Raw genomic sequence first — 16,281 nt, 5'->3', positions numbered from 1 at the left:
GATAATCTTTCTATAATCCCAATTCCAATTGATTTTTCACCAAAGTATAGTATGCACCTTTATTTAGAGTCAGTTCTTTATGCGTTCCTTCTTCTATAATTTGCCCGTTATCCATAACTATAATATTATCGGCATTTTGGACTGTACTCAAACGATGTGCTACTATAACAACAGTCTTCCCTTTATAGAATCCATTCAAATTATCTAATATTATCTTCTCGTTGTTGGCATCCAAAGCATTGGTGGCTTCGTCGAAAAATAGGAAATCTGGATTTTTATATACAGCCCGTGCTATTAGCAGCCGTTGCCTTTGTCCCTGACTAATCCCATTTCCTTCCATACCAATCTTAGTATTGTATTTAAGGGGAAGAGATTCTATAAATTCTTTTATATTTGCGACTTCTACTGAATGAAGTAAACGTTGTTTATTTACAATTTCTTCTCCTACTGCAATATTGTTTGCTATGGTATCGGAGAAGATAAAGCCATCCTGCATGACAGCTCCTGTCTTTTGCCTCCAAAGGTGTGGATTAATACTATCGATAGAGATATCCTTTATTTTAATTTCACCTTTATTGGGTTGATAAAAAGCCAAAAGCAACTTTATCAATGTGGTTTTTCCACTTCCACTGGCTCCTACTATAGCTGTTACCTTGTTTTCGGGTATAATTAAATTAATTCCATTCAATACATAATTCCGGTCTGCCCCGTCATAGCTAAAATATAAATCTTTTACATGTATATATTTTTTATTTGGCAACTCGTTTATTTTAGATTCTATACTTTGCTCCTCATCTTCTTTATTATGGATTTCATTCAGGCGTTCAAGGCTTATTTTAGCATCCTGCGCAGCTTGGATAAATCCTATTGTCTGACCTATGGGACCGGATAATTGTCCGATAATATAGCTGACAGCCATCATCATACCCAACGTCATATCTCCTTCAATAACCGAACGGGCCGCTATAAATGATATAAACAGAGAAGTTGTTTGTGTAAAGAATACAGCGCCAATCTGTTGATACTGTCCTAAAGCAAGTCCCTTAATGCTTATTTTAAAAAGTTTGACCTGTATCCGTTCCCATTTCCAGCGTTGTTGCTTTTCGCAGTTATTAAGTTTTATTTCCTGCATACCTGTTACTATCTGTACCAAATTGCTTTGATTAGCAGATGCCTGGGAAAAACGTGCCATATCGAGTTTGCGGCGATAGCGAAGGAAAAATAATATCCATATGATATATAAAGCATTGCCCAATAAGAAGATTGCTAATATAACAAAGTTGTAATAGGCCAGGATAATAGCAAATATGATGAAATTGACAAAAGAGAACAGGGTCATTAAAGTAGAACCTGTAAGGAACGATTGAATACGGCCATTATCTCCGATACGCTGCATTATATCTCCGATATTCTTTGTGTCAAAAAAATGGAGGGGTAGCTTCATGAGCTTTGATAGGAAGTCGGATATGAGGGATATGCTGATCCGCGTATTGGTATGAAGGGTTATCCAATTACGAATAAACTCTATTGTCAGTTGGGTAATAAATAAAACTAATTGGGTGATGAGAATCAGAGTAACGAAACTGAGGTTATTGTTCCCTATTCCCTGGTCAACCATCGCCTGTGTGAGAAAAGGCAATATTAATGCCAGGATACTTCCTACAAGTAATCCAATGATGAGTTGTATTAACTGCGATTTGAATGGTTTTAGATACCGAAAAAAATAACTAATATCTTTATTCGGGTCATTTAAGCCGTCTTCTTGTATATAAAAAGCGGGTGTTGGCTCTAATAATAAAGCTGTACCGGTATCTTCTCCTTCTAAACGGGAACTAATCCAACATCTGAGGAATTCAGATCTATTAAGGGTATATTTTTCTCCGGCCGGATCGGAAATTTTTATTTCGTACTCTTGTCTACGTTTCTTTTTAATATCATAACAAATAACAAAATGATTTTGATTCCAGTGGAGGATACAAGGTAGTGGCTTCTCTGTAACCAATTGATCAAACGTAATTTTAACCCCATTGGTGCGGAAACCTATTGATTCGGCTGCATCACTGATACCTAGCATGGAAACACCCTCCCGAGTTATAAAACTTTTTTCTCGCAAATATTGGATGCTATAGTTGCGACCATAGTATTTGGCAATTATGCGCAAGCATGTCGGACCACAATCCATGGCGTCAAGTTGGGTGTAGGAAGGAAAAGGGGATATCATTCAATTCAATTTATTTTAATATTAATGTTTGTTCAAATTGTCTCATATTTGCTAAACTGTTACCTGTTTTTCAAAATTCATTCATCATTCTTTTTATTAAGTACTAATATCGAAATTTAATAGGACATTTCAATAAGTTCGTGAAGAATTATATTGTTTTTTTTGCTGAGCAGATAAGCGTTGATTATAAGGACTCAGGTCTTTCTAGAGTCTTTTGCTTTATAGTAAAAATTGTATTTACTTAATATATATTCATAATTATGATTTTTTTATATCGCACAGATTTATTTTTTTTAATATAAGCTCATATATAGATGGTGTCGGGCATAACCATTGAAAATGACATTCGTTACAAGGAAAATCATCTCTAACACTTAGCCAAGAAGTTCCATGGTTCATTTCATAATTAATTATACCCAAAATAGTATCTTTTTTAACGTTACCAATTGCCTTATGAAATATATTTGAATATACATCTCCATTTGGAACAACTGACAGTCTACCAAATGATTCGATATTAATGCTCTGATTTATAAATATCTGCTTCATAGATATGGGAGACTCTAAAATGTCATCTTCTGTTAAATAGACATTTTCTCTAAAAAAATCAATATTCAAATTATTATAAATCGGGATTACATGATATTTAGTATCCTTGTATTTATCAATAAAATGTTCTATTTGAATAATATCATCTTCTCTATAAGCAAGAAATGAATATTCATTTTTATTATTTATATTTTTGATTGATGACAATTTTACTAGAGTGCAGGGATTTGATAAGTCAATAACATAATTCACAATTGATCTATCATCAATTACAGTATCAAAATCATTATTTATATACAAATTATCAATATGAATGATATATCGTTTTTTTAAAGGGAGCTTGTTTAAATAGGCTATTAAATTTGACCATTCTTTATATTCTGATGGATTTTTTATAATGATGTTTACTGTTAAATCCTCTTTTATTTTTATTTGTTCTAAGAATAATTGAATTAACCTTAAATCTAAAGAATATTTAGGATATGTCGTATATGGATCAACTTCTGTTGATGAAATTGGATAACATTTATTTGAAAAATGAGATATGTCTTTTAAGAAAAATGAAACTTCATGTAAATGAATAAGCAAATTCTCACCTATTGTGCGATTCGGATCAGATATAAAACGATTTTTACTGTTCTGTATATTTAATATAGGTGTAAATTGTAATGGAGAACCATTAGTTAGTGTCGTCTCGATAATATCCGCCATAAACCTCTGCCTTAATTCTGAAATGAAATCAAACAGCTTTTTATCTTTTAGTTGAGACCCTGACAATAGATTGGGACTTTTATAGTCTGTAACTTGCGACTCAAAAAAATGTATGATCTTAGTATCTGAAGACTTAAGATAAGCTCCATCCAATGTATTATATAAAAATATAATATTATTTTTTAGAGAAAGATATACATAAGGTTCTATAACAAACCAATATTTTCTATCTCCATTTACATGTGCCTTTTCCATAATTTGTTATATTATATTTACTTCTGTCATCATTCTTTTGTAATCGTCATGATGCTGTTCTAAAAAATTAATATTTGCATATAGATAATTCATGAAATCATTTTTGTTCATGAACCCATGGCAAATAGGATTTGCATCTAAATTTTCAATAAAGTAAAAACACTGACTACAAGAATTCTGCCTATAACACTTATGGCATTGTCGAACTATCTTAGAATAGTAATAATTATGCTTATCAGCAATCTGTTCAGTGTTAATCTCAATAGTATCTTCAGATATCTGTCCTAAAGAATAGCAATGAGAAATTTTTTCGCAAGGTAATATCTTTCCATCTGTCGTTATAAACATCTTTTTGGAGAATGGTTGACAAGTTCCTGTTGATAAATATTCATTACCCGATTGTTTTGCCAGCAAATCTTCATATGATTTGAATACAAACCATAAATATTGAAACAGAAATACCAAAACAGAATTATAAGATGGAACATTAACAAATAAATCAGATTCTATCTTATCATAATTCTCTGACTGATTCAAACTTTCATTGAAATTACGATACGCCAAGTAGAATTCAGTCTCCATGTTTTCTTGAATGCCGGATGCATTAAGTTCTGTAATTGCAGGTATCTTATTCAACCTCTTCTTAAAAAAATCATATATTTCTGATACAGAATTTTTGTTATGTAATACAGCATTGAAGTTTATATTACTTTCATAATAAAGAGGGTATAAACTTCTAATGTAATCAATATTTTTTAAAATATCATCATAACACCTCTTCCCATTGGAATATGTTCTATAGCTATTATTTTGTTCATTACCATCCAAACTTATAAGAAGACGAACATTATGCTTTACAAGATATTCAATATGCTTTTTTCTCAATAATGTGCCATTTGTTGTCATAGAAAATTGTAGTTTTCTATTATTAAAGTTGGCACTATGTTCAACAGCTTTGGATATAAGTGGCATATTCATTAACGGTTCACCTCCATAAAAACTTATATATAATGTACTGTCCAGAGATTCATTGTATATTGATTTCTGTCTTTTGTCGAGGAAATTAAGAATATTATTTACCCTATCAAATGTGATATCTTTATACTCTCTATTTTCTCCCATATTATAGTATTCTCCATAATAGCAATATTTGCATTTAAGGTTACATTTTTCTGTTACTTCTATTGTAAGTTGGGATAGATTTGCTATATTTCTTTTGATGTCCTCTCCTGTTATTTGGTATTCTTCCTTTGCTGGAATGCTGTCATAGGATATAATTCCGTGTTTAATAAAATACTGTATCTTTCTTTGATAATATTTTTTTTCCTTATCTTGATACTCGATGGGCAGATTAAACATTACAGCATAAAGTATGGGATGTACAAGATGAATACTTCTCTTATGTACATTCATAATATAGGTATTATTAGATTCACTTTTGATAAAATAAGTAGATTCCATATATATTATTTAGTAGATTATAGATATATACTAGCACATCTGTTAATATTTTCAGCATTTGTATGATGCTATTCATTATAATATGATAGCATAGATTCTATTTGTCCAATATGTGCGATTTTGCAATCTTGTTTCTGGTAGAAATCAAATATATCATTTAATGCTTGTTCATGCATAGGAATATATAGACAGGTTTTATTCGTAAATATCTCTTTATTCACGTTTTTGTGACAGCCAGCTGTGCATATAGGCAAATAATAACAGTTAAGACATTCTTCATTATCAAATGTCGCCCTTGACAATCTTTTCGCATTAATGTTCTCATTCCATATAATTTCACCTTTTTCTGTCAGGATACCACTTTCTTTTTCATTTTCAAAATCGACATTTGTACAATTAAAAACTCTTCCGTCATAATTTATCAAGGCTTCATTTTTAAGGTCTGCATAACATGTATAATAACAATCAGGTCTAACCCATGATTTCAATATATGAAAGCCAGCATCCCTGAATATTGCTAACATCTTATGCTCCTCTTTGATCAGTTCTTTTTTTTCTTTTTCGGAACTTAGTTTTGCATCTTGAAAAACCTGAGCTAAATGGATTTTAATCTTTCCTCTATTAGATATTGGGAAGAATGTTATAATCTGATCGATTGTAAAAAGTGAATTTTTAATATAATTTATTCTTAGGCTCACAAAAAGCTTTGGAGACTTTACCAGAGAGTTGATATTATTGACTATAGTATAGAAAGACCCTTTCTTCTTATTTGACCCTATAAATCTCACTTTGTTATGATTTTCAATATCACCATCTAATGTAATCTGAAAATTTGTAAAATTATGTTCCTCGAAGAAAGGTATCATATTGGCTTTAAGCAGAGAACCATTTGTAGTTATAGTCTGAAAATATTTTACATTATATTTTGAAAATATTTTCTTTACTTCAACGCTGATAGGCTTTATTACTGATTCGAAACAAAGTAAAGGTTCTCCGCCAAACCAATCAAGATGAAATGTTGTTAATTTATAGGTTTGAATTAGGTTTTCAATTAATAATAATACTGAATGAATAATATCTTTACTCATCGTAGCCTTATTTCTGGACTCGTAACAATACCAACAAGAAAAATTACAATTTAATGTGGGATTAATAAATAAATGGAAAGAGCTTATATCGAAAACTTGACTTCTATTTTTCATTATCAATATAGAAGGAAGATCAAAATCCGAAACTTCTATAATACCTAATTTAAGCATAGTACTAAATAATATTGGATGTTCTGCTTCCATTTTCTCCAATCTGTCTTTGTATAATATAAGAGTTTCGTACTTTTCAGAATCGATGCTAAATAGAACTTGATTATATAGGTTTACTCCTATCGCATATTGCTCTTTAACGATAAAATAATTATATCTGCTTAATCTGTACTTTTTCATATTGTTCTAACTCTTTTTATTTATGTTCTACTGGTCTTATATATAAATAGAAATCTTTAAGGTCAAGGATTATATCGAATTGATCCAAAATCTCATTTCCCAAAAGACCAGGATTTTCTCTATTTATCCAGAATCCAACATACTTATTAACCGGTACGGTGTGCCTATCTATTTTAATTGAATCTGGCATTAGGAAATATTTGTTATTATCTCCTTGCGAATTTTGACCTGTAACATGAAGAGCATTCTTTGTATTTATAGCATATTTAGTTTGAATTGCTTTGCCAAAGTCAATACCTCCATTATTGCGAGTGTCAATAATTATTTTTTCTGTAATTTTTTTACCTTGTATATGAACTGTTATAGGAATAAATAAGCCATTCCAGTCGCTTTTATCTATCTTTACTTTAGAGTATTGGTCGGATAATGTTGATAAATCCTCTATTACCTGAATTTGCTTATTCTTGTAAGATATTCTTATAATTTTGTCTTTAAAAAATGACCAACCGATAAAAGCAGTATTTGAACCAAAATGTTGAAAGAAAAAATGGTTTTTAGCTACATAGTCAATTTGCATCATATTAGTAAAGCTCCCTATCTGTAATAATACTGTATCTTTTGATAAAAATTCTTTCAAACTGTCTGTTTTATAAATCTTATTTTGTGTAAGACCTGTATCAAATAAAGCATTTACCAGAATGGAATCATTTATTAATCCATCCAAAAGAATTGCTTTTTGTTTTACATGTTCATACCTAAAATTAAGTGTATTAACATACGTTATGTCTGTAGATGTTGCTATTTTTACATTCCGATCCACACAGGAAATAGAAACAAATCCAACAACAAATAAAATATATAATATTTTCATAATATTCTATGTATATATAATCACTAGGTCATATATCCGGAGATATAAAATCTCCGGATAATTTTTTAATTTAGATTACTTGCCATGGCAGCTTTTATCCCAATTATTGACACAATTTGCAATTGTACACCATCCTTCAGTAGGAGTGGAACTACCACTATCACTGGCACATCCATAAGTAGAAGATAAGCCACTTGCTGTATTTGCTGCATTGTTATCACTGGTTGAGGAGCCTCCACTTCCAGAGGCCCAACATGAGCAACAACAACTAGCACCACCTCTTAATATGTCCATTTCCAGCTCATTCAATCCGGCCTGATTTAGATTGTTTTAACTATTTATCAGTTTCAGGTAAAGAATATAATTTTTGAAATCAAAGATTAAAGTAAAGTTCTCAAGAAAATTGCATCCGATAAGACTTTCAACAGTTCCTCCACTTGTTATTATTTCAATATTATCAGTTATACCAATATCCTTATTACAGATATAATTTTTGCCTATCTTTATTGTGTCAGCCAATAAAAAATAACCGATAAATTTTTTCCAGCCGGAAAAAACACCATATGCTTTCTCTGATTTAGTGTAATCCAGATTAGGAAAAGCACCTTTATATGATAAAAATGTACTATTAAACCCTGTGTCAATAAGCGATAACAAATCTATTTTTTTCCCTTGAATGCAGACCGTTACAGGTATATATATATCATCACGTATATTATTGTCTTTTTTTATAATAGGAATACCTTCATACCTTTGTAGATGATCTGCATTATCCAATATCCTTATATATTGTTGATTGAAGGAAAGCTCAATTATTTTCCCTTCGAAAAAATTCCAACCAATCAAAACTCTTGGCGCAGAAAGATCATCATCGGGATGGCGCCTCCCAACATTCCACGATACGAATTTAACGCGATCTGTAAATACTTTAGAGTACCCACTCGCCGTTATACTTAGGGAGTCTTTATATTTTAAATATTTTCTTTCCAAACTCTTAGGTATAGCTACTCCATTTGCTCCTGTATCAAATATAGCGAAAAGCGTATCTTGGTCATTTATGCTTATATCAAATGATATTGCTTGCCAATCATAATCATAGCATATTGGGATTTCAATGCCCTGAAAAGGTGCGTCTTCGTCCTCGATAGAACCCTGCTTCTGTGTTTCTTTAGATGAGCAACTAAAAAAAATGCACGAAACGTCTAGTATTAGGATAATATATATCAATCGTTTTTTCATTTCAGTATAAAATAAATTCTCTGACAATATATCGGCTCAGAGGGTGCTTTTCTTTTACATCATAGTGCTAACAAGCACAAAACCCAGTTCGCATGATACATAATGTTTAACTGAAGATAAGTGGGAAAAGGAGTTTTTATTAAATTATATATCTTTATTCAAAATTACTTATATGAGCCAATTTTAACCCTGTCTTAGAAAACTGATGCATCAACCTATTTATCAATATTTTATATTTAATTTTTGCAGGACAGATTTGGTTATCTGTTTTTTCAATATACATTTGACTACATCCACCTTTGCATACTGGAAGAAATTTGCATTTTAAACAAGACTTATTGTCAAAAGTGGCTCTATTTAATCTTTTAGCTAACATATTTTCATCCCAAAATATTTCTCCATTTTCTAATAAACGTCCCTCTTCTTGACTTTTTTCATAATCGCATGCTGAACATTTGAACACACGTCCATCGTAATTAATAATTAGTTGATTGTATAAATCTGCATAGCAAGTATAATTGGTATAACAGTTTAATGTTTTTTTAAAGATATTAAACCCAGATGAACAAAATACTGAACGAATATTATTTTCTCGAATTAATAATTCCTTTTCTAATTCTCTTTCTAATCCTTTTTCTTGCCAGACACGAGTTAAATTGACAATAATTTTTGGTCTTAGTTCCAATGGAAATGATTTAATAATATCAATACAGCTATCAAGGTTTTCTCTTGTATAATTTATTCTTAAATACATCTTTGCATTTGGTAAGTCCTTTACAATATTGCATATATTTTTTACTATCGTATTATATGTATCCTCTTGACTGTGATTATATCGTACTCGATTATGTAATTCTTCTTTTCCATCAAGCGTTATTTGAAAACACTCCATATTTATTTCTTTGAAGAAAGATATAACTTCTTCGTTTACTAAATAACCATTTGTTGTTATAGCATTGATCAATTTAATTCCTGCTTCATAACATTTCCTTTTAATCTCAATAGCTAAAGGTTTCAGAGTATTTTTAAAAGCAAGTAGGGGCTCACCTCCAAACCAATTAAGTCTTATTAATTTTGTCTTTTTATTTTTTGTAAGTAAGTCAATAAATTTTAAAATCGCATCTTTATTATATTTTTTCATCGTGAGTTTAGTATGTGATTCATAACAATACCAACATGAAAAATTACAATTTAAAGTAACATTTATTGATAAATGTATTTCTTCTTCAGAGAATACTTCTTTTCTATTTTTCAATAATAATAAATTAGGAATATTTGTATTGAAATCCTCAATAATATTTAATTTACACATAGTACTAAAAAAGACAGGATCTATAGACTGAAGTTCATGGATTCTCAATTTGTAATTTCCCAAAAGTCTATATCTTTCTTTACTTATCGAAAACAAGTGTTGATTATAAAGATTTAATCCAACTACAGAATCTTTTGTTGTATAAAAAAAATTGTATCTACTTAATCGAAATTTTTCCATCTGATATAATTTATATGCTTTATATATATTCTTTGTCTGAAATAAAATTTCCATTCGGCTCTTTGCCCAAAGCCAAAATGGTATGCTGTGTGCTAAAAGGATAGTTTTATTTTCTATATTTTCAATACAAGTATTTTCTAATTTACTCTTTACAAAATAAGTAGACTCTATATAATGTTTAATCTTTGACTGGTTTTAAGTATAAATTGTAATTCATGAAATCAAAGATTACTGAAAAATTCTCAAGAAATTCATTTCCTAATAATCCTTCTTTTTCTTTATTTAGATTCATCATATTGATGTTGGAGGCAGCAATATTAACATTGCTTTTTCTGATATCTCCTACTAATAAAGAATCTATAGGAAGTATATAAATTTTAAAATTCGTTTTTCCCGAATATACTGCAGATAGTTGATCGACTCCGCTCGTATTTATATTTTTCATAAACTCAGAACTAGAGATAAAAACTCCGTTGAACCCTGTATCAATTACAGCATTTAATCTGAATTTATAGTTTTGCATATATATTGTAATGGGGATAATTAAGTTATTATCCCTACTGATCGTAAACTTTACTTTATCATAACCTTTTAAGTATTTTATACTTTCCAATATTCTCATAGATTTATTGCTGTATGATATTTCAATAATTTTATCATTAAAAAAATCCCATCCTAGAATAATCCCATCCTTTCCCAATACTTTTTTTAGCGAAATAAGCGCTGTAGAGCGAGTTCTACCTGTAAATATTTTTTCCAAAGCACCTATTTTAATAATAAAAGAATCTTTTTGGAGAAAATATTTCTCTTTTAGAGAATTTGGAATTCTAACACCATAAACGCCTGTATCGAACAAAGCGGTAATTGTATCGTTATTTCCTAATATTATATCTAAAAATATAGCTTTATGTTCATCCTGATTATAACGAAAAGGTATTGTATCTATAATCTGGACATCTGATTTATCAACTTGCTTTTGAGTTTCATTGAATGAGCATGATAACAGATTAATATAAATAGCTATTAATATATGATATTTCATAAATTTAATAATACAGTTTAACTACCCATATATGTTTTATATGGGTAGTTCATTTTTAATTAGCATCTGCACCAAATCCCTCCTTGGAGTATAACAAGATAATCATCTCCTCCTGTAGACGGCTTATTATCTCCACAGCCATAAGTAGAAGACAAACCTCCTGCTGTATTTGCTGAATTGTTATCGCTGGTTGAAGAGCCTCCGCTTCCAGAAGCCCAACATGAGCAGCAACAACTAGCACCACCCTTCAGTACGTCCATTTCTAGTTCGTCTAATTCAACCTTATTCAGGTTGTTCAATTTTAGCTTACTTAATGTTTTCATGTGAAAATTTTAATTGGTTAGATTGCAGTATTATATGACAAATCGCAACTTGTCTGTTATTGCTCTGCAACTTCGCAACAACATCTGATATCAGATTTTCATAAAATTTATACCCTAACTAGATTTAATTTTAAAGATTTCTTTTTCCGATATCTTTCTTGATATCTCCGAGTAATGAGTGCTGTTCCTTGTTCTGGGATGACATAAATGAAAGAGACAGGTATTTATTCTGTAGAGCTTGTACTCTAATAATTTAAACCGTTCATATCTATCAAAATCATCATTTCCCCAACCATAATGAACCTCATTTTCGCCCCCTGCCTGTATGAATTTTTCTTGATCCATCATTACAGCACCTCCGGCTAATGTATAAGGATATAATCGATCCATTTTATCTAAATGACGAAACAGAAGCTGAAAATCTTTCTTTCTTAAATATAAAGACCTTATCGATTTAGGAATATCGTAACAAATGCCATTATATGGATAAGCAATATCAGCTTCATTATTTCTTAACTGTTCCATACATCCGATAATAGCTTTCTTATCTGGTATTATATCTGCATCCCAAATTGCGATAAAAGGAGTGTCAACGGCTAATACTAGTTGATTAAAATGTTTAGTTTTATACAATATTGGATCCTTATCTTCGATAAATTCGTAATTTATTTTTGTGTTTAATAAAGATTCTAAAATACCGTTATTATAACTGTCTGATTCTCTAACTACTATATTGGTGTTAAAGTAGCGGCAAAGTTGCTTAGTAACAATCAGAATATTTTCAAGTCTGTGTATAGAATCCAGCCTTATCAGAATTAAAAAAGTTATATCGGTCAAATCATTTTTCATAATAATAGGATTAATCGTAAGCAATTTTTTTTTTCAATAAAATAGAGGTGCCGATGAAGCCATTAAATAATCCTGTATGCATCTCAAAATATTGTTGGTTTCCTTTTAATTGTTCCCATGCATTTGAAGACATTATTTTATCAACAATCTTTTTTTTAGTCATATTTATTTCACTATTGTCAAAGTAATCAGATAAACTATCAATTAAATAGTAAATACTGGCTAGACCATCATTGAAATAAATGTTTTTATTCCTAATCTCACTACAAAGGATATGTTCTATGTTAATATTATTTTTAAGTAAGAATATATGCCTTTCCCAATTAATATTATTTACTTGTTTATTTAAAGCATCTATTCCCCAGAGTAAATACAATTTATTACACTGTAATATTGGTATTATTGATAATACTTTATAGCTCAATTCTTCTACTATCTTGATTATTCTGTAATTATAAAAATTCAGCTTATATATTTCGCTTAATACAAATAATAACTGAGGTAATGGATAATCCAAGGTATAGAATAAGGGCTCTTCATAAAAACTTATATTTATTCGTTCATATAGATTGTTAACCGTTTGAATAATCAATTCTTTGAACAAATATTCTTCGTCACTATTTTCTTTTTGATCTTTCAGTCTAACACACAGATAATAAATAAGATGAATTGTGTGAAAAGTGTCAATCTTTTCGTAATATTGAGGGTAGGATAGATTTTTAAATAATATATCATCAATATCTTCTAAAATTTTATTTATATCTCCTCTTGTGTAGTTATTCTTAATTAGATAATCTATTCCTATTCCTATTCCAGATAAACCATTTTTTACATCTATTGATTGGATCTCCGAGATTCTTTCGAATATTTCATCCAAAATCTTATCTGCAACACTTTTATATTCTTTGTTCTCTTCATATCGACTTAAGACAAAAAAATAAATACAAATTCCCATTTTTCCATGAGCTAAACCTAATGGCATAGTAGGATTATTTAGTGAGGAGATTAGAGTCTTATTTAGAGAGTCAATAGATGTATTCATATTAACATATATAATATTTAGTTGCTTACAACACTGTTTCATTTGTAAATATGTGTAATTTTATTAACATAAAAAAACTAAAATTTAATTAAAACGAACTTAGGTCAACTGTTTAAACAATATGTGAATTATTTTTAGCTCCTTTTCAATAGATATATTACAGATTCTCTATTATAATCATAATACTGCTATTCGTTAATAAATAACAATAAGTAAAAAATGTTAATGTATATTTACTATTTACCAACAGCCTCATCAAAACAAGTATTAATTCCCCCTAATTCAATTTGTCCCATTTAATATCCCTCTTCCTCTATTTATCTTCTGCATATACTGTTTATTAGCTTATTTCAGAATATTCTCTTCTTTCTTACTTTTCGGGTCACTTCAGCTTTTTTTATATTCCGCATCCGATTTATTTTCTTTTCATAGATGAGGATAAGCATAATTTTTGTAATCATACCACTTTTCTTTAGCTTTGTTTATATGTCCGTTTTCAATAAGGATCTTATCCCGGATACGCATTTCATACTTTCCGCATTGAATAAAAGTATCGGGATTTTCTTTACTAAAAAATACCTTGTTCTTATCTTCTTTCGTTTTACCTGATCTTTTCCTTTCCGTAATTGAATCCCTGTTTATCTTTAAGATTCTTGAAAACCTTGATATTATACTTGTAATCGTCGTTTACCAAAATTAATTCGAGGTTGTTGTCGATACGGTTGGTATATATAATCAGCTAGTGTGCATTATCCATATTATGATGTCTTACATTGATATATTGGGTATTTTTGATACCCATTTCCTTCATATATTCTTTGGCTAATTGCACCATAAAAATCATTGATTGGCATGTGGCTGTCCTCAGGAGCAAATGATATGGAGATATGCCTGACAGGCTACTTTATCTCTTTCCTGTCTGAACGCTGCATAGTAAAGCTGCGAATCATCATATCATTCGCAGTGTCTGCCAGTAGAGCATTTGTTTCAATTAACTCAGCTGTTTCGGTCATTAAATAATTCACATATCCCTCGAGTGATTTCCCTTTAATATTATTAGTGATTATGGAACTACTCTTTAATTTTATTAGACAGCATGACCAAATCCCGTTCTATGAGTTTATATTCATTTCTGTCCACCCGCCGGGCTATCTGATGAGTTTATTTGCTATCCCCGATAACTTACGTATCAGGTCTAATTCTTCGAGTGTAAAGCATGATTTAATACTTCCTCTAAATACCCTCCAGCATATTGAGTTGTTTTTATACCTAATCTCTTGGCTTTTTCTCTTATTTTATTGAAATCGACTTCGGTTAATTTGAGGTTGATCGAAGTGGAAAGCTATTTTTTCCCTTAGTCAGACGACCGTGGAGAGCCTCCATTCCCTGTTTATTTTCCATGATAATTATATTTGAAAAGTTATAAAATCATTCTGGCTATTTTCAGATAGCTGAGCGAGCCAAAGTAGAAGCGACCACTAGGGGGAGCTTCCGAGCAGCCTGGTTCTACTATAGGAAAAGAATGAAGTACACAGGCTTTATCAAAGAGTGTAAAGACCTGTTTATAACAGGAAGTACAGGCAAGAAAAAGCTATCTGACTACAGCATTAGGCTTCCATGCCAGCCAGATGGGATAAAGGGTGTTTTACGCCAGTACGGCTAAACTTATGAGTCAGCTAAAGATAGCTAAAGTAAAAGGAACGGTTTTAAACGATTTTAAGCGAATAGAGAGGACTGATCAGCCAATCCTCGATGACTTTGGCCTGCAACCTTTTGACTCACAGTCGAGGATTACCCTATTGGACATCATCGAAGACAGGCATGGTAAGAGGTCTACTTTAATTACTTCACAAATACCAGTCAAACAATGGTATGATATTATCGGTGAGAAAACAATTGCTGATGCCGTCTTGGATAGGATCGAGCATCAGTCTATCAGAGTAGAATTGTCCGGTGAATCGCTCAGACGTAAAAAGTCTAATCAAGAATGTTTATATTTGTGAAATTTAATTAGTAAAACCGACAAAAATGATAGCTTTTTACAAACATAAAATGACTGCTTTTTTTACTTCTTAACAAAAACTTTTCAAGGGGTCAATTTAAATTGGCGGATGGGAGGCTTTTTAGTGTTATTTCCATAGACATTAGATAATCTTACTGGGCATTACAAAGAAGTTTTTCGAGGTAATCCAGTCGGAGTTTGTATAGTAGATAAATTTCCTAACGATAATTATATCCAGTTTATTGCGATGGAAATGAATCTTTCGGAGACTGCATTTATTGAAATAGGGAGAGATTCTTTTCCGATTAGATATTTTACAACTAAACAGGAAGTTCCTCTATGCGGAGGTGCAACATTGGCAAGTGATCATATTTTATATGAACTCGGACTTTTTGGTAATAATCAGGAATTTACTTTTCAGGCGCAAGAACTAAATCTGACTATTTCACAAGGATTGGACTGGATAAAAATGAATTTTCTGACATATCAACTTTCAGAAATGACCTCCTCTTCCTCTCGGTTTAATGAGATTATGGGAGTAAACTTAATAGAGAGATTCAAAAGCCCTAACAATTGTATTGTTTCAAGGGTAAATAAAGAGAAGCAGGCATAGTATCATTTTCTGATTATATTTAGAGCAGTTAGCAATTGATGTATCTAGAGTTTTAAAGACTCCCATTTAGTTGTCTGTCTATATTTTGATCTGATAATTCACTTATGGACTACAAACGATAAATTGATAAATTAAAAGAATAAAATAAGATTAGAAACCAATTGGGCAGGAA

The 16,281-nt window shown here is 30.6% G+C and carries 15 protein-coding genes and 1 pseudogene; 3 read left to right on the top strand and 13 right to left on the bottom strand.

Annotated features, from left to right (window positions below; all coding sequences use genetic code 11):
- Positions 1 to 10 precede the first annotated feature (10 nt).
- The 13 genes from PKC55_RS07745 to PKC55_RS18180 all read right to left on the bottom strand — a co-directional run bounded on the left by PKC55_RS07745 (position 11) and on the right by PKC55_RS18180 (position 14,296).
- Entirely contained in the window at positions 11 to 2,221 is a 2,211-nt protein-coding gene (locus PKC55_RS07745) for a peptidase domain-containing ABC transporter (protein WP_291126792.1), read from the bottom strand.
- 258 nt (positions 2,222 to 2,479) lie between these two features.
- Positions 2,480 to 3,736, bottom strand: a complete 1,257-nt coding sequence (locus tag PKC55_RS07740) for a TIGR04150 pseudo-rSAM protein (RefSeq protein ID WP_291126794.1) — start codon at positions 3,734 to 3,736, stop codon at positions 2,480 to 2,482.
- A gap of 6 nt (positions 3,737 to 3,742) precedes the next feature.
- A complete protein-coding gene (locus PKC55_RS07735; protein WP_303895450.1) occupies positions 3,743 to 5,197 on the bottom strand; it encodes a radical SAM peptide maturase in 1,455 nt (484 codons plus the stop codon).
- A gap of 68 nt (positions 5,198 to 5,265) precedes the next feature.
- On the bottom strand, positions 5,266 to 6,636 hold the full coding sequence (locus PKC55_RS07730; protein WP_291126798.1) for a radical SAM/SPASM domain-containing protein: 1,371 nt from the start codon (positions 6,634 to 6,636) through the stop codon (positions 5,266 to 5,268).
- 16 nt (positions 6,637 to 6,652) lie between these two features.
- The gene (locus tag PKC55_RS07725) at positions 6,653 to 7,507 is read right to left on the bottom strand and encodes a hypothetical protein (RefSeq protein WP_291126800.1); all 855 of its coding nucleotides are present in this window, start codon (positions 7,505 to 7,507) and stop codon (positions 6,653 to 6,655) included.
- 75 nt (positions 7,508 to 7,582) lie between these two features.
- Complete coding sequence (locus PKC55_RS07720) at positions 7,583 to 7,801, bottom strand: hypothetical protein (protein ID WP_291126802.1); 219 nt, start codon at positions 7,799 to 7,801, stop codon at positions 7,583 to 7,585.
- Positions 7,802 to 7,837: 36 nt separating this feature from the next.
- On the bottom strand, positions 7,838 to 8,746 hold the full coding sequence (locus PKC55_RS07715; RefSeq protein WP_291126804.1) for a retropepsin-like aspartic protease: 909 nt from the start codon (positions 8,744 to 8,746) through the stop codon (positions 7,838 to 7,840).
- Between the two features lie 154 nt (positions 8,747 to 8,900).
- Positions 8,901 to 10,238 (bottom strand): radical SAM/SPASM domain-containing protein, encoded by a 1,338-nt coding sequence (locus tag PKC55_RS07710; protein WP_291126806.1) that lies wholly within the window; start codon positions 10,236 to 10,238, stop codon positions 8,901 to 8,903.
- 178 nt (positions 10,239 to 10,416) lie between these two features.
- Positions 10,417 to 11,280, bottom strand: coding sequence for a pepsin/retropepsin-like aspartic protease family protein (locus PKC55_RS07705; RefSeq protein WP_291126808.1), 864 nt, complete (start codon positions 11,278 to 11,280; stop codon positions 10,417 to 10,419).
- Between the two features lie 59 nt (positions 11,281 to 11,339).
- Positions 11,340 to 11,603, bottom strand: a complete 264-nt coding sequence (locus PKC55_RS07700) for a TIGR04149 family rSAM-modified RiPP (protein WP_291126810.1) — start codon at positions 11,601 to 11,603, stop codon at positions 11,340 to 11,342.
- Positions 11,604 to 11,717: 114 nt separating this feature from the next.
- The gene (locus PKC55_RS07695) at positions 11,718 to 12,452 is read right to left on the bottom strand and encodes a galactosyltransferase-related protein (protein WP_291126812.1); all 735 of its coding nucleotides are present in this window, start codon (positions 12,450 to 12,452) and stop codon (positions 11,718 to 11,720) included.
- Between the two features lie 10 nt (positions 12,453 to 12,462).
- Entirely contained in the window at positions 12,463 to 13,434 is a 972-nt protein-coding gene (locus PKC55_RS07690; protein WP_324372514.1) for a lanthionine synthetase LanC family protein, read from the bottom strand.
- 799 nt (positions 13,435 to 14,233) lie between these two features.
- Positions 14,234 to 14,296, bottom strand: coding sequence for a hypothetical protein (locus PKC55_RS18180; protein WP_524536939.1), 63 nt, complete (start codon positions 14,294 to 14,296; stop codon positions 14,234 to 14,236).
- A gap of 720 nt (positions 14,297 to 15,016) precedes the next feature.
- On the opposite strand from PKC55_RS18180, the gene PKC55_RS07685 reads away from it, so the two are divergent.
- The 3 genes and pseudogenes from PKC55_RS07685 to PKC55_RS07675 all read left to right on the top strand — a co-directional run.
- Positions 15,017 to 15,157 (top strand): hypothetical protein, encoded by a 141-nt coding sequence (locus tag PKC55_RS07685; protein ID WP_291126817.1) that lies wholly within the window; start codon positions 15,017 to 15,019, stop codon positions 15,155 to 15,157.
- 4 nt (positions 15,158 to 15,161) lie between these two features.
- Entirely contained in the window at positions 15,162 to 15,497 is a 336-nt protein-coding gene (locus tag PKC55_RS07680; protein ID WP_291126819.1) for an ATP-binding protein, read from the top strand.
- Positions 15,498 to 15,677: 180 nt separating this feature from the next.
- Positions 15,678 to 16,109, top strand: a pseudogene (locus tag PKC55_RS07675) (PhzF family phenazine biosynthesis protein); the annotation flags it as partial.
- Positions 16,110 to 16,281 lie beyond the last annotated feature (172 nt).

This window comes from Dysgonomonas sp. (assembly GCF_035323175.1).
Taxonomy (GTDB): Bacteria; Bacteroidota; Bacteroidia; order Bacteroidales; family Dysgonomonadaceae; genus Dysgonomonas.
This window is presented reverse-complemented; position numbering and strand designations above follow the sequence as displayed.